Source organism: Streptomyces sp. NPDC098101 (assembly GCF_044760185.1).
In the GTDB taxonomy this organism is placed as follows: domain Bacteria; phylum Actinomycetota; class Actinomycetes; order Streptomycetales; family Streptomycetaceae; genus Streptomyces.
Map to the genome: position 1 here is coordinate 84,974 of NZ_JBIWAS010000010.1, position 23,153 is coordinate 108,126.

The following is a 23,153-nucleotide window of genomic DNA, read 5'->3' on the forward strand; positions in this document are numbered from 1 at the left end:
GCCCGGCCGACACGACCGGCGGCGACAACGTGCCCGAGCCCTCCGCCAGCCACTGGCGCGACACGCTGGTCGGACTGCTCGCCGCTCGGGCCCTGTCCCCGGACCGCGACCTGAGGGACGTCGCCAAGCGGGGCGGACGGGTGGTCCTGGCCGACGGCCCCCGGGACACACGCCCTCGCATAGATCGGCAACCGCGGCGCGGGCGACGTCCTGCCGTCGGTCTGTGACGGACTGAAGAGCCTGCCTGACGCGGCCGAGACCACCTGGCCGAAGACGGCCGCACAGATCCGAGTGGCCCGCCTGCTGCGGGACTTCTTCTGTTGCGCAGTCCGCCAGGACCGGTACGGGATCGCCAAGCTCCTCCGAAAGGCCCCTCGCGCCCGGGCAGACCCGTTGGGCCCTGCGCAGCGCTCCTTGACAAAGCCACTTGTTCCGGGTGCCCGGGCGAACGACAATGTGCCTGTTCACACGGCCCGCGCCGCGCCTCGTCGCCGATGTCACAGCTTCGCCGGCCGCGTACGCACAGTTCCTGCCACGTGCGCTGCGACCACATGTCGCGTGCTGCTCACCCCAGTGTGGCTGGGGGCTCACCGCAGTGCCGCCGGGACCCGTCATGGGTCCTGCCGGACCCGGCCCGTGCGAACGCCTTGGAACCCACGTAGGAGAACCTTGAAGATCACCACACTGCGCGCCGCCCTGACGGCGAGCGTCCTGGCGCTGTTCGGATCGGCGCTCGTGGCCTGGCCCGCGAGTGCTGCCGGGTACGAAGCCTGCCCGACCGCTTCCCTCTGCCTCTACAGCGCCGCTGACGGCGTCAGTGACGAGGGCGATGCGGTGCACCCGTACGGAGTGACCGCGAACGCCGATGCCCAGTCCTACGGCGCGTGGAGCAACCGCGCCGAGTCCCTGTACAACAACTCGCCCTACTGGGCCTGCCTCTACGCCGACTCCCGCTCCGGCGGCGAGGTGAAGGCCGTGGCGCCCGGGGCCAAGGGCAACCTGGCGGCCCTCGCCCCGAACCTCGGCGGCAAGGTGAACTCGCACAAGCTGGCCCCCTCGCAGGGCCACTGCTTCACCGGGTTCGAGCGCTGCGCCGACGACACGCTGTGCCTCTTCCAGGAGCCGTCCGGCCGGGGCCGGACGACCGGCGTCACCCAGGACTACCGCGCCTACCACCCCGACGTCTGGGGCAACCAGGTCGAATCGGTCGTCAACCGTACCGACAAGACGGCGTGCTTCTACACCAAGCACCTCGACCAGCTCACCGCGGCGGACCGGCCCTTCCGCGTGCTGCCGGGCGACGCGACCTCGATCAGCGGGAGCCACGCCAACACCTTCAACTCCCACCGATTCAGCACCAAGGAGGACTGCTCGTGAGCACGGCCCTCCACCGCACCGCCCAGAGCGCCACCCGCCGTACCGCGCTAGCCGGTGCCACCGCCCTGGCGACCGCCCTGCTCGTCGTGACCCTCCCCGGCCCGCTCGCCGCCGTCGCCACCACGGCCGCACCGCCGCTGGTCGGCTGGGAAGCGATCACCGACACGGACGGCAACAAGATCCTCGCCCCCGGTGTCGAGCACTTCCGCTACCGGGAGGCCACCCCGCCGCCGGGCGACCTCCGCCACGGAAAGCCGCGCCGCGAACTCAACGTCCTGCGCGTCGACCCCGCCAAGGGCGCCCTGCGGATCGAGAGCTCGTACGGACGCGCCGCCGGCGATGCCGAGATCGTCCGCGACCAGCTCAACCTCAACAAGAACCTCCCCGTCGCCGGGATCAACGGCAGCTTCTTCTCCCCCGAGGGCCGCCACGCCCAAGCCGCCGCGGGGGAGGAGGAATCGGTGCAGAGCTACGGCGCGACGGTCCGGGACGGAGTCCTGCTGGGCGCGGCCTGCAACCCCGACAAGGCCAGCCGCCGGTCCCTCGTCCTCCAGTACGGCATCCCGTACATCACGGAGGTGTCGACGAGCATGGCCGTCACCAGCGACCGGGCCCCGGCGGCCGGGGGACCCGTCCGGCAGGTCGTCGACGACGTCAACCGCAACCCCGGCGGCGCACTGGCCTGCCCGCGCGACGAGACGGACGGGGTCGGCGACAAGGACCCCAACGACCCGAACGACGCGGAGGGACGCAAGTACACGGACTCCGAGGGCCGGTCGATGACCGCCTACCAGGACCCGACGGAGTTCGTCCTCTTCAACGACCGGTACGGGATGAAGACCCCGAAGCCGGACCTGAACCCCGCGATCGGCTCGGACAACTCCGAGGGCTTCGAGGTCGTCATCGAGCCGGACGGCAGTCTGACCCGGCCCTCCACCTGGAGCACCGTCCGCGGCGGCAAGGACGTTCCCAAGGGCAAGCACGTCCTCCAGGTCGTCGGTACACAGCCGACCGCGTGGCTGAAGGAGATGTACGCCGCGGGTGCCAAGCTCACGCTGGAGCAGAAGGTCACCGACACGTTCGAGGGCCGTGACATACCGCTCGACGAGTCCGTGGACATCGTCTCCGGCGGTCACCGCCTGATCATGAACGGGGTGAACAAGTTCCCGAGCGACCGTGACGGCCAGGGCAACCCGACGTCGTGCGCGCGCCTGGTGAGCCAGGGCGAGCAGATCATCTGCAAGGACTCCCGGACGGTCGTGGGTGTGGACGCCCAGGGCCGCACCGTGCTCGCGACCCTCACCGGACCCCGTGACGAGAACCCCGTGACGGGCGAGGCCGACATCGCGGTCTTCGACGGAGGTTTCTTCGCGGACGTCACCAAGCCGCTGACGCAGCTGGGCGTGATGGACGCGATCAACCTGGACGGCGGCGGCTCCACCACCCTGCTCATCCGGCAGAAGAACGACAATCCGGCCGACACGGCGGCGAACTACCGCCGCTACAGCGGCCTGACGGACCTCAAGCACCGTCCGGTCTTCGACACCGTGTACGTGGGCCTCGGGGGAGAGGTCGTCACCCCGGGCGGCTGAAGCCCTCTTCCTCCGTCCTTCCTGCTCCTTTCAGCAGCGTGCAGCCCCCACCGGATCACCGGTGGGGGCTTTCGCCGCGGAACGTGCGGTTCACGGTCGTCGGGGGCGTCCCGGAAAGGGGTCCGGACGACGTCGGCTACCGGCGCCGCGTCAACGGCCCACCGGATCACCGTCGGCGCCGTCATCGCGGCTGAGCAGCAGCATGTGGCCGCCGTGGTGCAGCGGGGTGCTCAGCCGCAGCCGGGTCGCCTCGTGTCCCGTCCTCACGTCGACCAGGTGCACTTCGCCGTGACCGCCCCGGGTGACGGCCGCCCAGTCGGACCCCGGTGACGCCGCGACCGCACGGCGTTCCACACCCTCCCAGGGGGTGCCGCCGTGCCTCGGCGCGCCGTTCATGGCGGGGAGCGGGACGCGGCGGAGGGCGTTGTCGGAGCCCAGAAGGATCAGTTCGTCCCCGTCGGGATGGACGCGGGTGAAGACGGTGTCGTTCCGGGCGAGAGCCAGCCGGAACACCAGGCCGGGACCGAGCTCGGTGAGGGACGTACGGCCCGTCTCCAGGTCGTGGCGCCATGCTCGGTTGGTCCAGTCCGGCCACCGCAGCGGGTCCGGATCGCCCCCGCGCAGGGTGGTCCACAGCGCCGGCCGACGGGTGTCGAGACGGAGGTACCAGCCCCGGGCGGGCGACTCCCAGGGAATCACCGGCCCGGCCACGAGCGCGTCCCCCCGCCTTCGGGCCGAGTGCACTCCCGCACCCGTGGCCGCGAACACCCTTCCCGAGCCGGGGTCTTGCGCGTCACCGTGCCCGTCGCCCGGCAGCGCCAGGATCGCGTGGGGCGTGACCACGGGGCAGCCGGGCGGAGCCGCGAGGAGATCCGCGAACCGGTGGACCGCCAGCGCGCCCGGTTCCCTGTGCCGCAGTACGACGAGCGGATCGCCGCCGCCCAGTACCGTCACGCCCGGTTCGCCGACCCGTGTGCGTACCCGCGCGGCCTCCCCGGTGGCCAGATCCACGACGGTCAAGAGGTCCGACCACGGTTCCGCGTTCTCGCCCAGGCCGGTCGTGACGACCAGCCGGCGACCGGACGGATCGCAGGCCAGGTGCTCGGCCGGCACCGCGACCGGAATCGCGTTCTCCACGAGCTCGTCACCGAACGGGTCGAGTATCAGCAGCTCCCCGCGACGGTCGTCCACACATGCCGCCCGCCCTCCCGGCAGCGCCAGGAACCCCGCGTGCTCCGAGAGATGGCGCCCGGTCAAGCGCGCCGTGACGGTGCCGTCCGGCACGCTCGCCGCGTACACGGACCCGTCCACGTGGTCGGACACGAGGAGTGTGGAAGCGGTAGCCGTCATGGGTCCTCCAAGGCCTGTTTAGTGAAAACGATTATCATGTATGTTCGGTGCGTTCCAGTTTTCGAGAAGAAGCGAGGCGTCGATGCTGCGCGCACCGTCGAAGTACGTTCGTAGTTGGCTTGCCGCGGCGGTGGTGGGCTCCGTCCTGGTCGGCTGCGGCTCACCCGCGGAGGAGCCGGCGACCGGCAAGGCGCGGCCGGACGCGAAGACCGGGGTCACCGTCGAACCCATCGAGGCGGCCACGGAGATCACCGACGTGAACGGCGTCGAGGTCTCCCTGCGGAAGCGACCGGAGCGCATCGTCTGCCTGTTCGCGCTCTGCGACGACATCCTGACCGAACTCGGCATCGTCCCGGCCGCCACCAACAGCGCGCTGCTCGCCCACCCCGCCTTCCTCGGGGAGGAGCGGGCCGAGAAGGTCGGCGTCGTCCCCGGTGGATTCATCGCCCCGGAAGTCGAGGCGATCCTCTCCCACAAGCCGGACCTCGTCATCGGCCTGGGGGACACCCACGGCAAGCTGGCACCCGCGCTGAAGGGCGCCACCACCTTCTGGGCCATGCAGCCCGAGACGTGGCAGGACAGCGTCGGCTACCTGCGCGACACCGCGGCCCTCACCGGCCGCACCGCCGAAGGGGAGAAGGCCGAACGGGCCTTCCGGACCAAGCTCGCGAAGGCGGAGAAGGCTCCGAGCGACAAGACCGCCCTGATCATCTACGGCAGCGACGAGAACTTCGGCGTCGCCGCACCGGAGGCCGACGTGACGGCCAGCCTGTTTCCCCGGATCACCGACTACCCCTGGAAGTCCCGCGGCGTCGAGGGCGCCTACAGCCTCGAAGAGATCCTCGCCAAGGACGTCGACGTCCTGTTCGTCGAGACGATGAGCTTCGGCGGCCCGGACGGAAAGCTGTCGGAGAAGCTGACGAAGAACCCCCTCTGGAACAAGATCCCGGCCGTCAGGAACGGTGACGTCCACGAGGTGGACCCGGAGGTGTGGGCCAAGGGACGCGGCACCCGTTCCATGGGCCTCGTCCTCGACGAGGCCACGGCCGCGCTGCGGTGAAGGCGGCCTTCTCGACGCCCGGCGCGGCCAACGGCCCGGGCGGAAGGGCGCGGAGATCCCGGCCGGATGCGAGGGGATGGCAGCCCCTGCTGGTGACGGGGGCACTGATCGTCGCATCGGTGTGCACGCTGTGCCTCGGTACTCCCTATCTCCCGCCGCACCGGCTTGCCGGCGCGATGATGGACGGGGACACCACGCTCGCCGGCATCGTCCTCACCGAACTCCGCGTCCCGCGACTGCTGCTGGCCCTGATCGCCGGAGCCTGTCTGGGCGCGGCGGGCCTCGTGCTCCAGGAATCCCTGCGCAATCCCCTGGCGGTGCCCGAAATGCTGGGCGTGTCCTCGGGGGCGGCGCTCGGCGTGGCGGCGCCGCTGGTGCTGAGCCTGTCACTGCCCGCCGCCGCGCAGCCCGCGCTGGCCCTCGGCGGCGCCGCGCTCGGCGGCGGGCTCACCCTGCTCGCCGCCGGGCTCGGGCGCGGCCCGTCCGCGGTGCTGCTGACGGGCGCGGCGGTCGCCGCCGCTTTGCAGGCCGCACTGCTCGTACTGATGGTCATGGCGGACCAGCTCGACCTCCAGCTCATCTACCGCTACCTGTTGGGGTCCCTCTCCGCCCGCACCTGGGACGACGTCGCCGGGCTGTGGCCGTGGCTGCTCGTCGTGGTGCCCGCCCTCGTGCTCTGCGCTCCGGTGCTTTCGGTCATGCGGCTGGGCGACGAGGACGCCGAGGCGCTGGGCGTGCGCGTCCACCGGGCCAGGCTGGCGGCGCTCGCCATCGCCGTCGTGCTGATCGGACCGGTCACGGCCGTGTGCGGCCCCGTCGCCTGGGTGGGGTTCCTCGCCCCGCACCTCGCCCGGTGGTTCGACCCGGCTGCGGGAGCGGTGCGCTGGCTCCCGTGGTCCGCCGCCTGGGGCGCCGTCGTCGTGGCGGTCGCCGACGTCCCCGCCCGGCTGGCGCTGGCACCGGTGGAGACCCCGGCCGGAGCCTGGACGGCCCTGTTGGGGGTCCCGGCGGGGGTCGCCCTGATGAGGTCGGGTCCTGGTGGCCGGAGCGGCCGGCGCGGCTCCGGCGGCCCGGCGCCGGGGCCGGACCGGCGCGACGAACCCGGTACTCCCGGTGCCGTCCCGCCTCCCGCGAGGAGCAACGGAACGGAGGACGCACGGTGAGAGGACGCGTGGTGAGCCGGCGTTTCGCGGCCCTCGCGGCCCTGGCCGTCGTCTGCGCGGCGGTGGAACTGGTGGCCGGGCGCGGCATGTCCCCGAGCGCCGTCTGGGAGGTGCTGGGCGGCGGCGGTGACCCGACGCAACGCCACATCTTCTGGCAACTGAGGCTGCCCAGAACGCTGGTGGCCCTGGGGGCGGGCGCGTCCCTCGCCGTGGCGGGGCTGATCCTCCAATCCGCGCTGCGCAATCCGCTCGCCGGCCCGGAGGTGACCGGTGTGACCCCCGGAGCGGTACTGGGGGCCGTCACCGCGACGGCTCTGGGGCTCGCCGGGTGGGACTCTCCGTTGGCCGTGGTGCTCGCCGCCTGCGCGGGCGGCTGCGCCGGAGCGCTGCTGCTGTGGCTGCTCGTCGGCCGGGCGGGCGGCGACCCGGCGCAGACGGCCGTGTACGGAGTCCTGGTGTCGGCGGTGCTCGGTGGACTCACCGCCATGGTGCTGCTCGTGGAGCCGGGAGAACTCGGCAGCGTCGTGCAGTGGCTGGTCGGCACCACCGAGGGGAGGGTCTGGGAACACTGGCACCTCCTGTGGCCGTGGGCGCTGGCCTGGGGGACGGCGGCCTGGCTCCTCGCGGGGCCGCTGACCCTGCTGCGCTGCGGTGACGACATCGCCCGGGCCGCGGGCCTCTCCGCCCGTCCGGCCCGCACCCTCGCCCTGCTGTGCGCGGTGGCGCTGACCGCGGGGGCCGTGGCGGCGGTCGGGGCGCTCGGCTTCGTGGGACTGCTCGTCCCGCACCTCGCCACGGCCCTCTTCGGCGCGGACCTGCGGGTCGGCCTTCCCGGTACCGCCCTGCTGGGAGCGGTCGTCGTCTGCGGGGCGGACGCCGCGGCGCAGCTGTCTTCGCGGCTGCTGCCCCTGGTGCTGGACGCCGACCGGCTCACGCTCCCGGTCGGAGCCCTCACCGCCTGTCTCGGCGCCGCCCTGCTGCTGGCCGTCGTGCGCCGCGCGCCGGGCCGCACGTTCTGAATCGACGGAGGACACGAGCATGACCGACTCCATGGGGATACACGTCCAGGGGGTCCATTTCGGATACCCCGCCCGACCGGTGCTGCGGGGTGTCGACCTGACGGTCCGGCCGGGCGAGCTGACCGCGCTCATCGGCCTCAACGGGTGCGGCAAGTCGACCCTGCTGCGCCTGGCCGCCGGACTGCTGAGGCCCGACCGGGGGCGGGTGCTGCTCGGCGGGGACGACCTGGCCGCCCTGTCCCGGCGCGCCACGGCGGCCAGGGTGGCGCTGCTGCACCAGGCGGCGCCCGCCGTACCGGGAATGACGGTCCGGCACCTGGTGCGGCAGGGGCGCTACGCGGCACGCGGCCCCCTGGGCATGTTGCGCGAGGGCGACGATCCCGTGGTGCACCGGGCGCTGCGCGACGTCGGGGTGGAGCAGTGGGTCGACCGGGACGTGGACGACCTGTCCGGGGGCGAGCGGCAGCGAGTGCGGCTGGCGATGGCGCTGGCCCAGGACACCCGCGTCCTGCTGCTCGACGAGCCGACCACCTACCTGGACCTGCACCACCAGCTCGACGTGCTCCGGACGGTGGTCCGCCTGCGCGAAGAACGCGGACTCACGGTGGTGATGGTGCTGCACGACCTGGCGCACGCCGCCCGTTTCGCCGAACGGATCGTCGCCCTGCGCGAAGGCCTCGTCGTGGCGGACGGAACGCCGAAGGACGTGGTCACGCCGGGCCTGCTCGCAGACGTGCTGAAGGTGGCCGGCCGCGTCGGCGTCGATCCCGAGGGCGGCTGGCCGGTGTGTTACCCAGATCACCCTCTCCCGGCATTGGAAAATGAAAATCAGTTCCATTAGTGTTCGAGTTGTGGCGCTCGACCGAACGCCTCATCTCCCTTTGAAACAAGGAGAGTTCATGGAGAACGAGCAGATCTTCACCCCGATCGCCGACCCGGGTCAGCTGGCCCACGCCTCGGCCACCCACTCCAACGCCCTCGTCGAGAACCCCTTCGAGGACACCGAGGAGTAAGCGAAGGCCCCACCGCCTTCGACCGTGGGCCCGCCCGTTGCCTTACGGGCGGGCCCACGCCCGTGACAGCCCTTTCCCTCAGGAGGATCACCGTGTCCCGCAGCCGGCTCGCACCAGGTGTCGAAGTCGTCGACGTGCCCGGGCGGGGTCTCGCCGTCCGTACCGCCGACGGAGAGTTCCTCAGCATCAGGACGCGCGACACGGACGGCGACACCCTCCTCTCCGCGCTGACCGGGGCAGACTCCGACTTGCCGGAGGACCGGCCGGATGCCCTGCCGGAAGACCGGCTGGAGGGCCGTCCGGGGGAGGAACTGCACCGCCTCGTGGCGGCTTTCGAGAAGGCGGGCTACCTGGCGGCCGAGCCGCGGAGTCCGCAGTGGCCCGCAGAGCGCCGGGACATCCGTCTCCTCGGCACCCCGGTCCTGACCCGTCCGCTGGCCGCTCACCTGGCCGCCCTGGGCGCCGAGCCCCGGACCGCGCCCGCGGTGACCGCACCCGCCGCGACCGCACCCGACGGGGCGACGACGCGAATAGAGGACCTCCTCGACGGGAACCCCGCCGCCGTCGTGTGGTGCCTCGACGGCCCCGTACCCGACGGACTGTGGGACGCCGCCGACCGACTCCCCGACCACGGGGTCGCCTGGCTGCGCTGTCACCGCGAGGGCTGGCAGGCGTACGTCGAGCCCCTCGCCGCACTCCCCGGCGACGTCACCTCCGCTCACGTACGCGCCCGTCGGCTCGCGGCGACCCCCGCCCACCGCGAACTGACCGCCTACTGGAACGGGCCCCGTACCTCGGGCGAACCGGTCCGGCTCACCGTCCCCGCCGCCGCGCTCCTCGCGGCCCTCCTCGCCGACGATCTCAGCCGGTGGGCCACCGGGACCCCCGACACGGCCGGCTTCCCGGCCCGGCGCCGGCTCCGGCACGTGGACCTGCGCACCTCGTGCGTCACCGAACACCCCGTCCTTCCGGTGCCCGCCGCCGCGCCGATACCGAGGAAGGACGGATGACGTCCTTCGCCACAGCGGTGAAAGGCCTGGCCACGGACGCGTACCTGCCCGACGGGGCCGGCCCCTTCCCCGCCGTCCTGATCCGCACCCCCTACGACCGCACCCGGCACGCGGCCGAGGCGCGCGGCTGGGCCCGCCGGGGCTTCGCCGCCGTCGTCCAGGACGTGCGGGGCCGGTTCGCCTCGGCGGGGGAGTGGCGCCCGTACGAGAACGAGGCCGCCGACGGGGCGGTGACCGCCCGCTGGATCCGGCGACAGCCGTGGAGCGACGGACGGTACGTCGCCGTCGGTGCCTCCTACGCCGCCCACTGCGCCCTCGTCCTCGCCCTGGAGGCGGAGGGCGGGGCGGAGGCACGGCCGGACGCCGTCATCGCCGCCGTTCCCGCACTCGGCGCCGCCGACACCGCCCGCGAACCCTCCGGCGCGGAACGGCTGCTGGCCCGCGCCGGTTGGTGGGCCGCCCACGGCGACCGACGCGACAGCGAAGAGGGCGCGCTGGAGAAGGCCCTCGCCGCGGATCCCGGCCTGCTCACCCGGCTGCCCCTCACCGGCCTCCCCGGGCGGCTGGGGCGCGGCCTCCCCTCCTGGACCGGACTGTGGAAGCAGCGGGAGCGCGGCCGGCTCGTCTCCCGGGCGGCGCACGCCGACGTGCCCCTGCTCGCGGTCGGGGGACACCACGACCACTTCGCCGGAGACACCCTCGCCCTGTGGCGCGCCTGGGGCGGGCCCTCGGTCCGCCTCCTCCTCGGCCCCTGGGCGCACGGTCTCGTCGCCACGCCCGGCCCCGACGCCGGCCCCGCCCACCGGCTGGTCCTCGGCGAGCTGTACGCGCGATGGGCCCACCGGGCGCTGGCCGGCGGCCTCTCGCCCGGTCGGCGCGGCGCGTCCGCCCTCGGCAGCGGCGACCTGTGGCTGCCCGCGGGCACCGAAGGGGAACCGCACACGCGGCGGCTTCGGCTGCTGCACGGCACCGCGTTCACCGCCGACCCCGACCGTCCCGTCCGCTCCGACGACCTCGGCGTCCCCACCGGGGGAGTACCCGACCGCTGCCTGCTGGCCACCCCGCCGCTCCCGCGCCCGGTCGACGCCGTCGGCCCCGTACGGCTACGGCTGCGGGCCACCGCCGACACCCCGTCCGCCGACTGGGCCGCCCGCCTCGTCGCCCTCGCCCCCGACGGGACCGCCGAGCGGCTGGCCCTCGGCGTCCTGCGGCGCGAGGAGCCGGCGGACGACGAGTTCACCGTCGAAATGGGCCGGCTCACACGTCGGCTGCCGGCCGGCACGCGACTGCGACTCGAGATCGCCGGACACCATTTTCCGGCCCACGCCCGCAACCCCCACACCGGTGAGGACCCGGTCACGGCCGGCCGGCTGCTCGCCTCCCGGCGGAGAGTCGACCCGGCGAGCGTGACCCTGACCCTGCACGTACTGCCCTCCCGCCCCCATTCCATCGACCCCGCCAAGGAGATCCTGCGATGACGGCGCTGCCGCTCGACGCACTCGTCGACCCCGTCTGCGGCATCGTCCGCAAGGTCGAGCCCGTGGAACACCCCACCGGTGCCCCGCCCCGCTACACCGCGTACACCGCCGAGGTGTCCGATGCCCGCAGACTCGGCCTGTGGCCGGCCGACCGGGTCTCCCTCGGCACCACCTTCGGCGACCCCGGGCAGGCCCGCCTCGCCGCGGTGGCCGAGGGGATAGAGCGGTACTGCGGCAACCGCGTCCCCCCGCCCGGCCACCCCGACGCACCCCTGCGCGCCACCGCCGCCGAACTGACCGAGAAGGGCCTGCGGCTCCACGGCCCCGGCGACCTCCCCGCGTACGCGCCGTGGCAGTACGACCGGGACGGATTCCCCTACCGCCGCCTCACCGCCGACACCCCGTCCCTGTGGACGCGCGGTACCGAGCGGTTGCCCACCGGGGGCACCACGGAGGTCTGGGCGCCCGTCGCCCTCACCCACCTCAACTGGCGCCAGGGCGACCTGCGCCGACTGCCCCGCACCCACCACCTCAACTACGCGGGCATCGCCACGGGGCAGGGCTTCGACGACGCCGTCGAACGCGGCCTCCTGGAGACCGTCGAGCGCGACGCCCTGGAACTGTGGTGGCACCTCGACGGACCGGCCCGCGGCATCGACCCGGCCAGCGTGCCCGGCCTCATGGACGACCTGGCCGGATCCGCGCTCGACGTCCACCTCGTCGAGATGCCCTCGGAGTTCGCCCCGTGCGTGGCCGCCCTCGTCCACGACCCGCGCCTGGGCCTGTACGCGGCCGGGTTCGCCTGCAAGTACGACCCGGCCGAAGCCGCCCGCAAGGCGGTCCTCGAAGCCGTCCACACCTGGGTCTTCACCCAGGGACTGACCGGTCCCGACGGCTGGGTCTTCCAGGCCGTCGAGGCCGGCCTGCTCGCCCGCGGGCTCTACCTGGAGCACCGCGCCGACGGCCGGTACCTGGACGCGTGCGGCGAGCGGTTCGAGCACGTGCGGGACCTGGGCGCGCACGTGCAGGTGTGGCTGGACGAACGGATGGCGGGCGAGGCACGGCGCTTCACCGACCCCGCCCTCGGGACCGTCCCCGTCGACGCCGTCGAGCCCGGCAGCCGCGAACGGCTGGAGCAGGCCCTGCACGCGGGCGGCCACCGCCTCATGACCTTCGACCTGACCACGGAGGACGTGGCCGAGACGTCCCTGCGGGTGGCCCGGGTCCTCGTGTCCGGCCTCCTGCCGAACGCCCCCGCCGCCTTCGGCTACTTCGGCTGCCCCCGGCTCGCCGACGCTGCCGTGCGACGGGGCTGGCGGACGACGGCTCCGAGCGCCCCCGAGGACTTCACCCTGGCGCCTCCGCCCCACATGTGAGGACCGCCATGGAGCCTCTCGACCACCACCGCCAGAGAAGCGGAGACCACCGCTTCGAGGACTGCCCGGCGGACATCGAACACCTCGGTGACAGCCGTCCGGCGGACACGAAACACCCCGGTGACAGCCGCCCGACGGACACGGGCCACCCGACGGACATGGGCCGCCCGGGAGACACGTACCGCCCGGGGGAAGGCCTTCCCGCGGACCTCGTCACCGCTCTGCGGCACGCCCGCTCCGCGCGGCACCCCGGCCCCGACACCCCGGCGGGCCCGGCGGTCCGGGCCTGGCCGGGACCACCGCTGCCGATTCCCCAGGCCGGCCCGACCCGGCTCGACCTACGAGCCCTGCTGCGCCTCTCCCTGGCCGCATCGGACGGCTCGGGACGGCTGCGCCCGGTCCCTTCCGCCGGGGCGCTGCACCCGGTGGACACCGAACTCGTCGTCGGCACCGGATGCTCCCTGCCGCCCGGCCGCTACGGCTACGACCCCCTGCGTCACCGCGTCCACCGCCTCGGCCGGCAGCCCGCCGGGACGCCCCCGGGCCTGACCGCCGAACTCTCCGTCACCGCCCGGCGCACCGTCTCCCACTACGGCCACCGCGCCTGGCCGCTGCTCCTCCTCGACACCGGACACGCCGCAGCGGCGCTGTTCCTGGCGGCCCGTGTGCTGGGTCACGGCGAGCCCGGACTCCGGCTCGACGGAGCCGCCGGGAGCCCGCTCGCCGCCGTACGGATTCCTCCACCCGGCCCGGCGCGCCCCCTCGATGCCTCCCGGAGCACCCGGCCGGAGAGCGCGCCCACGTCCGGGGAGTTGCTGGCCCGGCGCAGCGCCCCGCCGCCGCTGCCGGGCACTCCGGACCCGGACGTCCTGCGGGCGGTCCTCGCCACCGCCACGCGGGCGGGTGCCGGCGACCTGCGGTGGTGCGCCGCCGTCGGCCGCCCACGGCCCGGCCTCATGGAGCTGACACCGGACGGCACGGCACTGCGCCGGTGTGCGGCCGGCGAGGCCCGGCCGACGCTGGCCGCCTGGGCAGCGGGTCAGTCCTGGATCGCCGACGCGGGCGCCGTACTGCTCGCCCACGGCTGCCCCGCGGACTCCGACGCGCCCCACATCCGCCGCACCCACCTGCGGGCCGGATTCGCCGTCCACCTCGCCCACGTCACGGCCCGCCGCCACGGTCTGGCCGCCCGGCCCGTGGGCTCCTGGCAGCAGGCGGACCTCGGCGCCGCCCTCGGTGCCCCGCCCGGCCGGGACTGGATCGTCCACGCACTGGCCCTCGGCACCCTCCACGTCGAAGAGGAGAACACCCCATGACCGTCCACCCCGAGCTGCGCCGGGCCGCGCGACGCGCCCGGCGCCCCCTGCTCACCGCCACCGTCCTGCAAGGCGCCGTCACCCTCACCCATCTGGCACAGGCGGCCCTGCTGGCCCTCGCCCTCGCCGATCTCGCCGGCGGCGGGACGGCGCGGCTCTCCTGGCTGCTCAGCGGGGTCCTCGCCGCCGTCGCCGCCCGCGCCGCACTCGGCACCTGGCAGCGGCGCACGGCCGCCCGCGCCGGAGCCGAGGTCAGGGTGGCGTTGCGGGACGAACTCCTCGCCCACCTCGGGCGCCTGGGCCCCGCGCACCTGACGGGCGCGCGCGCCGGAGCCGTCCGCACCACTCTGGTCGACGGCGTGGAGGGCGTCGACGCCTACGTCTCCCGCTACCTGCCCCAGCTCCTGATCACCCTGACCGTGCCGCCCCTGGTGCTCACCGCCCTGGCCGCGGTGGAAACAATGGTGCTGCTCGGCCTCGTCCCCGCCCTGCTCCTGGCGCTCTTCGGCCCGCGTGCCTGGGACCGCCTCCTCGCCGCCCGGGGGAAGGAGCACTGGGACACGTACGAGGAGCTGGGCGCCGACTACCTGGAAGCGTTGCAAGGGATGCCGGCCCTGCGGGCCGCCGGCGCCGTCGGACGCACCCGCGCGCGTCTGGAGGAGCGCTCGGCGGCGCTGCACCGGTCGACCGTGGCGAAACTGCGCGTCTCCCTGGTCGACACCGGCATCACCGATCTCGCCATCCAGGGCGGCACCGCGGCGGCCGCCGTCCTCGCCTGCTGGTCCGCCGTCAGCGGCTCCACCACGGCGACCGGAACCTACCTGGTCCTGCTGCTGGCCTCCGAATGCTTCCGGCCGGTCCGCGACCTCGCGCGCGAGTGGCACGCCGGATACCTGGGCGTGTCGGCGGCGGACGGGATCGCGGCGCTGCGCACCGCCGAACCCGCCGTCCACGACACCGGGACGGCCCGCGCCGACTGGCCCGCACCGCCCGAACTGCGTTTCGAGGACGTCCGGTTCACCTATCCCGGCGCGCCGGCGCCGGCCCTCCACGGCGTCTCCTTCACCGTGTCGGCGGGGCGCACGACCGCGATCGTCGGCCCCTCCGGCGCCGGCAAGTCGACCCTGCTCGCCCTGCTCCTGCGCCACCACGACCCGGACGCGGGCCGCGTCGTCCTCGGCGGGCGCCGCACCGCCGAGTACTCCCTCGACGCCCTCAGGCAGGGCGTCGCGGTGGTCTCGCAGCACACCTACCTCTTCCACGCCACCATCGCCGACAACCTGCGCATGGCCCGGCCGGACGCCACGGACGACGACCTGACGGCGGCGGCGCGCACCGCCGGCGTCCACGACGAGATCGCCGCCCTCCCCGACGGCTACGCCACCGTCCTCGGCGAACGCGGCGCCACCCTGTCCGGCGGACAGCGGCAGCGGCTCGCCCTCGCCCGCGCCCTGCTGGCCGACGCCCCCGTGCTCGTCCTGGACGAGGCGACGAGCTCGGTCGACGAACGCCGCGAGGCGGGCATCGTCCGTGAGCTGCTGAACGCCGCGGGCGACCGCACCGTCCTGGTGATCGCCCACCGGCTCGCCGCCGTCCGGCACGCCGACCACATCGTGGTCCTCGACGCGGGCCGGGTGGAGGACGCCGGCGACCACACCCGTCTGGTCGAGGCCGGCGGCGTCTATGCCCGGCTCGTCGAGGCGGGCCGCACCCACCGAGGAGAACTCGCCGCATGAGCCACGCCAACGACGCCGTCACCACCAACGACGCCGTCACCGCCGTCACCGCCGGGACGGGCGGGCACGAACGGGGTGCGTTGCGCGCCCTGCTGCCCGCCCTCGCCGGCCACCGGGCCATGACGATCCGTACCTGCGCCGCCGCCCTCCTGGAGCAGGGCTCCCTCGTCGCCCTGGTCACGCTGGCCGCCCACACCGTCGGCACCGCCGTCATCGAGGCGAAGGCCCCGTCGTCCGGCACCGTCACCGTCCTCGTCGCCCTGGTCCTCGTACGGGCCCTGGCGACCTGGCGCGAGATGGACCTCTCCCACGACCTGGCCTACCGGGTCCTCGCCGCCCTGCGAGTGCGGGTCTTCGACGGCCTCGCCCGCAGCGCGCCCGCCCGGGTCGCCGGGCGGCGCAGCGGGGACCTCGCGGCCACCGCCATGGCCGACGTGGAGGCACTGGAGTTCTTCTACGCCCACACCACCGCCCAACTCCTCGCGGCGACGACGGCCTTCACCGGCGGCGCTGTGGTCCTCGCCGCGGTGGAGCCCTGGCTGCTCGCGGCCGTCCTGCCGGTCGCGGTCCTCCTCGCGGCGGCCCCCTTCGTCGACGCGCGCGGACGGGCCGTACGCGGCGCACGCACCCGTACGGCCGTCGCCGCACTGTCCGCGGACGCGGTGGAGACCGTGGACGGACTGCGCGAACTGCTCGCCTTCGGCACCCTCGCGGAACGGCGGCGGCAGCTGGCCGGACGCGGGCGGCAGGTCGGCGGGGCCCAGCGGGCCGAAGCCACGTGGGAAGCCGCCACTGCCGCGCTCCGCGATCTCCTCATCGTCCTGGCCGTCCTCGGCGTGGTGGTCGCGGCCGCGCGGTCCATGGCCGCGGGACGTCTTGAGGACGCGTGGGCCCCGGCGGCGACGGCGCTGGCTCTGGCCGTTCTCGTCCCCGTCGCCGAGTCGGCCCGGTCCCTGAGCCAGGCCGTGTCCCTTCGCGCCGCCGCCGCCCGCGTCGGAGCCGCCGTCCGGGCGCCCGCACTCGCCCCGCCACCCGCCGCCCCCCGTACGCTTCCCCCCGGCCCGCTGGGCGTCCGGCTGCACGGCGTGAGCTTCGACTACGGCGCAGGCCCGGTCCTCGCCGCCGTCGAACTGAACGTCCCCGCCGGGCAGACGCTCGCCCTGGTGGGCACCTCGGGCGCCGGCAAGTCGACCTGCGCACACCTCCTGGCACGCCTCTGGGACCCCTCCGAGGGCGCGGTTCAACTGCTACCCGCCGACGGGGAGCCCATCGACATACGCCAGATCGACGACGCCGAACTCCGGGACGCCGTCGCACTGGTCGGACAGGAGACGCCCCTCTTCCACGGCACCCTCGCCGACAACCTGCGGCTCGCCGCCCCCGAGGCCGACGACGAACTGCTCACCGCGACGGCCCGCCTGTGCGGCGTCGACCGGATCGGGCCCCTGGACACCCCGGTCGGCGAGCGCGGATCCACCGTCTCCGGAGGCCAGCGGGCCCGCATCGCCCTCGCCCGCGCCCTGCTGGCGCAGCCGAGGGTCCTGATACTGGACGAGTCCACCGCCCACGTCGACAACACCGGTGACGCCCAACTCGCCACCGCCCTCCGCCAGGAAGGCCGTACGACCGTCGTCGTCGCCCACCGCCGCGCCACCATCCGCCGCGCCGACCGCATCGCCGTCCTCGAAGCCGGACACATCGCGGAGGAGGGCACCTGGGAAGAACTCACCGGCCGCCCCGACAGCGCCCTGAACCGCAACCTGGCCGACCTCGCACCCGAGGACGGAGTCTGACCGGTACGGCTGACGAGGCGGCGGACCCGGCGTCCCGGGCGACGTGATCCTCGCCCGGGACGGGAACGGGATCCCGCCGCTGCCCTGAGTGCGCCTCGGCGGCGAAGGCCCCGTGGCCCACCGCACGAGCCCGCCTCACCCGGGTACCTGCCCGGCGGACAGATCGTGCACGCACGTGCGCAGGTGCTCGACGTGGTGGAGCGCCTGAGCGAGGAGCCGAGGAGCCGAGGAGCCCGGCGACGTGATTGTCGTACGGAACGGGCGTAAACCATCGACTGGCCATGGCGTTCGCGGAGCAAACGGAGCCGGCGGGAGCAGGCCGACGGCGGCGGCGAGCTCGCCGCCCGGGGAGGGCCCTTCGCGGAGCCGGGCCGGGACGTACAGCCGCGACGGCGTGGCGAGGTCCTGGAGAGTCACGGCGACGCCGCCATCCTGGCCGCCGGACTGTAAGGGGAGCGGGCGTACGGAGGTGGTCGTCCTAGACGGGTACCCGGTCGGCCTGCTCGGGATCGCAGACCGCCTCCACCCCGCCACCGCCACACGGGCACTGACCGAACTGACCGTCTGCACCCCGGTCCTGGTCACCGGTGACGCCCCCGAAGTCGGCATCACCGACGTGCGGGGCCGTCCCGCTGCTCCAGGACAAGGTTGCCGCCGTCCACGGACTCCGGAACAACGACGCCCCCGCACTGGCCGTCGCTCACACCGGCCCCGCCATGGGCGAGGCTGACTCCGACACCGTCCTGGCGGTCTGGAACCTCGTCGGCCCCCTGCCTCTGCCCTCTACCGCTGGGTGTTGCTGGACACGGGGGCTCCACCGTCCTCGTCGGCCCAACGGCCTGCTTCGCCCGCTGCCCGCCTCGCGGACCTCGGGTCGGGGGCGCGGCGTCAGCGCGGAGCCACCGTCAGGGTGGCCCCCACGCCGGAGAGAAGTCGGCCCGCACGCGGCTCTCCCGCAGGGCCTGTGAAAAAGGCCGGGCCGGACGGTGCCGTGGCTGCGACCACCGTCCGGCCCGGAGTGTGCGGAGCCGTTGTTTCAGGCCGCCCGCTCGTGTTCGCAGGCGTCCTCGATGCCGTACGTCTCCCAGACGGGGAAGGCGTCGTCGGAGGGAACGGCCTCGTCCGGCGTCAGCAGACAGGCGTCGAGGGCTGCACGGAGGGCGTCGGCGCGCAGACCGGCACCGATGAAGACCAGTTCCTGGCCCTGCGTCGTCTCCGGGCCGCGTGCACCGGACGGCTCGAAGCGGGCGACGGCGCCGGCCTGGGACCACAGGCCGGTGACCCGGGGCCGGCTGGCGAGCCAGAAGAACCCCTTGGAGCGCAGGACGCGCCCGAAGGTGCCGCTGTCGAGGCCCTTGGTGACGAAGGTCCACAGCCGTCCGGGGTGGAAGGGCCGGCCGGAGCGGAACACGAGCGAGGAGATGCCGTACTCCTCGGTCTCCGGGACGTGGTCGCCGTTGAGCTCCTTGACCCAGCCGGGGGCCTGTTGTGCTTTCTCCACGTCGAACAGGCCGGTGCCCAGGACGTGCGGGAGGGGGACCCGGCCCCGTACGGCGGGAACGATCCGCGCCTGCGGGTTGAGCCGGGACAGTGCGGCGCGCAGCCGGTGTGCCTCGTCCGGTCCCACCAGGTCGAGCTTGTTGAGCACGAGGACGTCCGCGAACTCGACCTGGTCCATGAGCAGGTCGCTGACGGTGCGCTCGTCCTCCTCGTACTGGTCGAGGCCGCGGGCGACGAGTTCGTCGCCGCCGCCGAGTTCCGGCAGGAAGTTGACGGCGTCCACCACGGTCACCATCGTGTCCAGGCGGGCGAGGTCCCCGAGGGTGGCGCCGTCGTCCCGGGGGAAGGAGAACGTCGCGGCCACCGGCATCGGCTCGGAGATGCCGCTGGACTCGATGAGCAGGTAGTCGAACCGCCCCTCGCGGGCGAGCCGGTCGACCTCTTCGAGCAGGTCGTCGCGCAGGGTGCAGCAGATGCACCCATTGGTCATCTCGACCAGGCGCTCCTCGGTGCGCGAGAGCGCTGCCCCGCCGCCGCGCACGAGCGCCGCGTCGATGTTGACCTCGCTCATGTCGTTGACGATGACCGCGACCCGCAGCCCTTCGCGGTTGCCGAGCACGTGGTTGAGCAGGGTGGTCTTCCCGGCCCCGAGGAACCCCGAGAGGACGGTCACGGGAAGCCGATCGGTGGACGACATGGGTTGCTCAGCCCTCCGGCTGGATCAGGCCGCGCTCGTACGCCTTCACCAGGCGCTGCGGCATGAGGTACACCGAGCCGTCCACGGTCAGGGGGACGAGCCGCGTGGTGGTCGCCTTCCACTGGGCGCGGCGGTGGCGGGTGTTGCTGCGGGACGTCTTCCGTTTGGGGACGGCCATCGTGGGACTCCTCGGTGCGGTAGTGACACGAAGAAGCTACATGAAAATGGATGCCATTATCAATCTGGCTGGATGTGCCGGCCAACAGGCTCACGCCGCCCGGCCCGGACCGAGAGGCCCTGCGGTCAATTGGTCTGGGCTTGACGCTGTGTGAAGGTGGCTTCCCGGGGGCGTGCGTCGGGCTCGTCCAGTCACCGACCGGACGCGCGAGCGCCGAGGCGGGGGCGGCCGACCGCCAGTGAATGGCGGCGTCGGGCATGTTGGCGGGCCGGGGGGCGTCCCCGGCTCCGCGGCGCGCCGAGCGTGACGTTCCTGAGGGTGTCGACGGGTGAACTCGCCACGCACCTAGGGGTTTTGCCGACAAAGGCGCTCGGCACGCCTTTCGGTCCCGCCTTGCCGCTCGTCGTGCAACGCCTCGATTCAGGTCTCACGCCGAAGATGCCCCGGGATGGGAGGCGGAACGTCCGCGTGCGGCTCCCCGTGGTCCCCCTCGCGGGCCCGCAGGGTGCCGCACGCGCACGAGAGCGACCATAAATGCTTATGGTACCCATTTTCAATAGGGGTGCTCCGGTCAGCCTGGACCGTCCGGCCGGCCGGATGCGGGGTGGGTTTCGATGTCCGATCGACCGACACCCGCGCTTGGCCGAGCCGCTGGACGCCTGGACTGCCGCCCTCGTCCCGATCGTGGCACTCCGGTGATCCGCCGCCCCAGTCACATGCCCTGCCGGTCACGCGGATTGACCTCGGCCGATCCTTCTGAACCCCGCCTGGTGCCGGAGGTGGCAGAGCCGTGCCCGGTCGCTGTCCACTGCTGTTCCGTCAGGATCGACGGGGACGTCAGATCCGGGCTTCGCCGTGGTCGTCGAAGTCTTCGCGGGCGCGCTCGATGGCGGGCATGTGCTGAGAGGTCCAGGCCAGCAGTATGTCGATGGGATGCCGGAGGGTCTTGCCGAGGGGCGTGATGCGATACCTGACGGCCACGGGGCGGGTGGAGACGACTTCGCGGTCGATCACGCCATTGCGTTCGAGGCGTCGTAGCGTCGAGGTCAGTGACTTCTGGGTGACCTGGGGGATGGCCCGGCGCAGTTCGTTGAAGCGGCACGGCCGCTCGCAGAGTTCGCTGAGGACGGCGAGCGACCACTTGTCGAGGATCTGGTCGAGCAGTTCACGGTGCGGGGCGTCGATGCGGACTTCGTCGGCGGTATCCATGGCGAAACCTGGTCTCGTTGAAGTGTCTTTCTGACATTAGGTAGCTTCACGATACCTAGCACGGAAGAGAGACATCCATGGCTGTTCACCGCTTCACTCCGCAAGGCCTGCTCCAGCAGGTTCCGTATCACCATGTTGCCGTGGGCACCGGGACCAAGCACGTACACGTCAGCGGCCAGATCGCGCGCCGACCCGACGGTACCCCTGTCGCACCCGGTGATCTGACCGGGCAGGTCGCTCAGGCGCTGCGCAATACCGCCATCGGACTGGCCGGTGCGGACGCGACCTTCTCGGACGTCCTGCGCCTGACGTTCTACGTGACCCAATGGGCCCCGGAGAAGATCGGCGACTTCATGGCCGGCGTGGAAGCCGTAGCTGCCGAGATCGGCCTCCCGACCCCTTTGCCCCCGGCTTCGCTCATCGGCGTCGACTACCTCTTCGAACCGGATGTGCTCGTCGAGGTCGAGGCAACCGCACTCCTGGACTGACAGCCGGCAGCTGACAGCGGCACGACCTCCGGCCTCGGGCGGGACGGGGCCGGTCGACCGGTCGCCGCACGTCGTCAACGTGCTTCCGCCGACCGCACCAGAGGGGACGCGCTCTGGCTGCGGACCGGCTGGCTCGACCCGCGATGACCGTCCTGGGCGTCAGCCCGGCAGGGGTGTGCCGTGCGCGGATCAGCGGGCGATCGATATTGCGAAGGGGGCGAACCCGCTGGTCCGGATCACGTGCGGTACGAACAGGATCGCGGCCTCGGTGGCGCGGGCGGTCTCGATCCCGCCGAGGTCCGTGATCCATTCCCGCTGCCAGCCGAGGTCGCCCAGCATCCGGCTCACCGTCTGCTTGGCCTCCGGGTCCTCGCCGGAGAGGAAGGCGGTCGGGGCCTGGCCGAGTGCGGCGGGTGCGGTCATCACCGTGTGGAGCATCGTGTTGAGCGTCTTGACGACGCGGGTATGGGGGAGGGCGTCCTGAAGCTGCTCGGCGAGGCTGGAGCCGGAGTGGATCAGGCCGGCCGGCAGTCCGTCCGGCCCGTCGACGGCGGCGTTGGAGACGTCCACCAGGATGCGGCCCTCCAGTTCCGGGCGCAGTGCGGTGAGCCGTTCGAGCGATCCGGCACCGGGGGTGGCGTTGATGACGATCTCCGCCGTCTGTGCGGCGGAGGACGCGGCGCCCGGTGTGCGGTCCGCCACGGTCACCTCGTGGCCGGCCTGGGTGAGGGCCTTCGCGAGGCTGCCGCCGACGCGGCCGTTTCCGAGAACGGCGATCCTGGTCATGGTGATGTGGTCCTTCCGGTGGATGCGATGGCCGTGAGAACTGGTGCTGGCAGTGCTGGCTTTGGGGTCAGCGGGAGAGGGTGGTGACGGCTTGGGCGTGCACGCCGGGCGCCGAGGCCAGGAAGCTTTCGCTCTCCGGGGTCCAGGGGCGCCCCTCGGTGTCGGAGACGCGTCCTCCGGCCTCGCTGACGAGCAGTGCTCCGGGGAGCAGGTCCGCGCGGGCCCCGGAGTACTGCCAGAAGGCGTCGATCCGGCCGGCGGCCACATGCAACAGGTGCAGGGTGGCGGGTACGGAGGTCCGCACCACGAGCGCGTCGAACAGCATCGCGGTGATGGAGGAGCCGATGCGCCGTACGACCTCGTCGGCCTCGTCCGGCCGGGCCTGGCTCGTGGCCACGAGGCCGAGACCGAGGTCGTCGGCTCCGGACACGTGCAGCGGGCGGCCGTCGAGTGCGGCGCCGGCCCCGGCGAGAGCGGTGTAGGTCTCACCGGTCGACGGCACGTGCACCGCGGTGAACACCGGCTGGTTGTCGCGTACGAGCGTGGCGGTCACCGCCCACTCCGGCAGGGCGTGCAGATGATTGACGTTGCCCTCGGCCGGGTCCAGGACCCACCACTCGCCCGGCGGCAGAGCCCCGCCCGCGAGTTCGTCCTCCACGAAGCGTGCCTGCGGGCGCAGGAGGGAGAGGCGGGGGCGCAGAACGCCGAGGGCCGCTTCGTCGTTGACGGCCAGTGCCCGCATCAGTTCCTCGCGGGTCCGGTAGGGGACCACGTCACCGAGCCGCTCCCGCAGAACCGTGGCGGCGGCGCGTACGGCCTCCACGGTCCCGGCGAGCAACTCGGCGTCGGACGCGGAACCGGCGGCGGTGGCGGTGGTCCGGGTCGATTCGGGCATGGCGATTCTCCTGGGTGAGAGGGCGCAGGGGATGGCGGACCGGGCGGGGGCGGCGGTGTGGTGTCCTTCGTGGCCGTATTCCGTGCCTCGACGATAGGAAGCCGGACGATTAACGAC

At 73.4% G+C, this 23,153-nt stretch carries 20 protein-coding genes; 14 read left to right on the top strand and 6 right to left on the bottom strand.

Translation table 11 applies throughout. The annotated features are described in order from the left end of the window. Positions 1–669 precede the first annotated feature (669 nt). Both ACIQVI_RS31565 and ACIQVI_RS31570 read left to right on the top strand, forming a co-directional pair. Entirely contained in the window at positions 670–1,377 is a 708-nt protein-coding gene (locus ACIQVI_RS31565) for a peptidase inhibitor family I36 protein (RefSeq protein ID WP_403602140.1), read from the top strand. After that, positions 1,374–2,969, top strand: coding sequence for a phosphodiester glycosidase family protein (locus ACIQVI_RS31570; RefSeq protein WP_403602143.1), 1,596 nt, complete (start codon positions 1,374–1,376; stop codon positions 2,967–2,969). The genes ACIQVI_RS31565 and ACIQVI_RS31570 overlap by 4 nt, the downstream gene beginning before the upstream one ends. Positions 2,970–3,119: 150 nt before the next feature. Here the strand turns inward: ACIQVI_RS31570 and ACIQVI_RS31575 are convergent, their stop codons facing one another. Then, entirely contained in the window at positions 3,120–4,319 is a 1,200-nt protein-coding gene (locus ACIQVI_RS31575; protein ID WP_403602146.1) for a hypothetical protein, read from the bottom strand. A gap of 82 nt (positions 4,320–4,401) precedes the next feature. Here ACIQVI_RS31575 and ACIQVI_RS31580 point away from each other — a divergent pair, with 82 nt between their 5' ends. The 11 genes from ACIQVI_RS31580 to ACIQVI_RS31630 all read left to right on the top strand — a co-directional run bounded on the left by ACIQVI_RS31580 (position 4,402) and on the right by ACIQVI_RS31630 (position 17,283). Then, positions 4,402–5,379 carry an ABC transporter substrate-binding protein gene (locus tag ACIQVI_RS31580; RefSeq protein WP_403602149.1) on the top strand — a complete coding sequence of 326 codons (978 nt, stop codon included), beginning with the start codon at positions 4,402–4,404 and terminating at the stop codon, positions 5,377–5,379. Between the two features lie 86 nt (positions 5,380–5,465). Continuing rightward, positions 5,466–6,542, top strand: coding sequence for a FecCD family ABC transporter permease (locus ACIQVI_RS31585; RefSeq protein ID WP_403602254.1), 1,077 nt, complete (start codon positions 5,466–5,468; stop codon positions 6,540–6,542). Between the two features lie 11 nt (positions 6,543–6,553). Continuing rightward, positions 6,554–7,561, top strand: a complete 1,008-nt coding sequence (locus ACIQVI_RS31590; RefSeq protein WP_403602152.1) for a FecCD family ABC transporter permease — start codon at positions 6,554–6,556, stop codon at positions 7,559–7,561. Positions 7,562–7,580: 19 nt separating this feature from the next. Next, positions 7,581–8,402 carry an ABC transporter ATP-binding protein gene (locus tag ACIQVI_RS31595; protein ID WP_403602155.1) on the top strand — a complete coding sequence of 274 codons (822 nt, stop codon included), beginning with the start codon at positions 7,581–7,583 and terminating at the stop codon, positions 8,400–8,402. A gap of 58 nt (positions 8,403–8,460) precedes the next feature. Next, complete coding sequence (gene amiA, locus ACIQVI_RS31600; RefSeq protein WP_403602158.1) at positions 8,461–8,574, top strand: streptamidine family RiPP; 114 nt, start codon at positions 8,461–8,463, stop codon at positions 8,572–8,574. 92 nt (positions 8,575–8,666) lie between these two features. Then, the gene (locus ACIQVI_RS31605) at positions 8,667–9,584 is read left to right on the top strand and encodes a hypothetical protein (protein ID WP_403602161.1); all 918 of its coding nucleotides are present in this window, start codon (positions 8,667–8,669) and stop codon (positions 9,582–9,584) included. Further along, complete coding sequence (locus ACIQVI_RS31610; RefSeq protein ID WP_403602164.1) at positions 9,581–11,062, top strand: CocE/NonD family hydrolase; 1,482 nt, start codon at positions 9,581–9,583, stop codon at positions 11,060–11,062. Before ACIQVI_RS31605 ends, ACIQVI_RS31610 begins: the two co-directional genes overlap by 4 nt. Further along, positions 11,059–12,438, top strand: a complete 1,380-nt coding sequence (locus tag ACIQVI_RS31615; RefSeq protein WP_403602168.1) for a YcaO-like family protein — start codon at positions 11,059–11,061, stop codon at positions 12,436–12,438. The genes ACIQVI_RS31610 and ACIQVI_RS31615 overlap by 4 nt, the downstream gene beginning before the upstream one ends. Positions 12,439–12,446: 8 nt before the next feature. Beyond that, complete coding sequence (locus ACIQVI_RS31620) at positions 12,447–13,754, top strand: SagB/ThcOx family dehydrogenase (RefSeq protein ID WP_403602171.1); 1,308 nt, start codon at positions 12,447–12,449, stop codon at positions 13,752–13,754. Further along, entirely contained in the window at positions 13,751–15,490 is a 1,740-nt protein-coding gene (locus ACIQVI_RS31625; RefSeq protein ID WP_403602174.1) for an ABC transporter ATP-binding protein/permease, read from the top strand. The genes ACIQVI_RS31620 and ACIQVI_RS31625 overlap by 4 nt, the downstream gene beginning before the upstream one ends. Continuing rightward, a complete protein-coding gene (locus tag ACIQVI_RS31630; RefSeq protein ID WP_403602177.1) occupies positions 15,487–17,283 on the top strand; it encodes an ABC transporter ATP-binding protein in 1,797 nt (598 codons plus the stop codon). Before ACIQVI_RS31625 ends, ACIQVI_RS31630 begins: the two co-directional genes overlap by 4 nt. Positions 17,284–18,319: 1,036 nt before the next feature. Here ACIQVI_RS31630 and ACIQVI_RS31635 read toward each other — a convergent pair. The 3 genes from ACIQVI_RS31635 to ACIQVI_RS31645 form a co-directional block, all read right to left on the bottom strand. Continuing rightward, positions 18,320–19,480, bottom strand: a complete 1,161-nt coding sequence (locus ACIQVI_RS31635; protein ID WP_403602180.1) for a GTP-binding protein — start codon at positions 19,478–19,480, stop codon at positions 18,320–18,322. Between the two features lie 7 nt (positions 19,481–19,487). Further along, positions 19,488–19,658: a 50S ribosomal protein L32 gene (gene rpmF, locus ACIQVI_RS31640; RefSeq protein WP_403602183.1), complete on the bottom strand. Its 171-nt coding sequence runs from the start codon at positions 19,656–19,658 to the stop codon at positions 19,488–19,490. Positions 19,659–20,495: 837 nt separating this feature from the next. Beyond that, positions 20,496–20,867: a winged helix-turn-helix transcriptional regulator gene (locus ACIQVI_RS31645; protein ID WP_403602186.1), complete on the bottom strand. Its 372-nt coding sequence runs from the start codon at positions 20,865–20,867 to the stop codon at positions 20,496–20,498. Between the two features lie 77 nt (positions 20,868–20,944). On the opposite strand from ACIQVI_RS31645, the gene ACIQVI_RS31650 reads away from it, so the two are divergent. Continuing rightward, positions 20,945–21,355 carry a RidA family protein gene (locus tag ACIQVI_RS31650; RefSeq protein WP_403602189.1) on the top strand — a complete coding sequence of 137 codons (411 nt, stop codon included), beginning with the start codon at positions 20,945–20,947 and terminating at the stop codon, positions 21,353–21,355. Positions 21,356–21,544: 189 nt separating this feature from the next. Here the strand turns inward: ACIQVI_RS31650 and ACIQVI_RS31655 are convergent, their stop codons facing one another. Both ACIQVI_RS31655 and ACIQVI_RS31660 read right to left on the bottom strand, forming a co-directional pair. Next, complete coding sequence (locus tag ACIQVI_RS31655; protein ID WP_403602192.1) at positions 21,545–22,141, bottom strand: NADPH-dependent F420 reductase; 597 nt, start codon at positions 22,139–22,141, stop codon at positions 21,545–21,547. Between the two features lie 67 nt (positions 22,142–22,208). Next, on the bottom strand, positions 22,209–23,036 hold the full coding sequence (locus tag ACIQVI_RS31660) for an inositol monophosphatase family protein (RefSeq protein WP_403602195.1): 828 nt from the start codon (positions 23,034–23,036) through the stop codon (positions 22,209–22,211). Positions 23,037–23,153 lie beyond the last annotated feature (117 nt).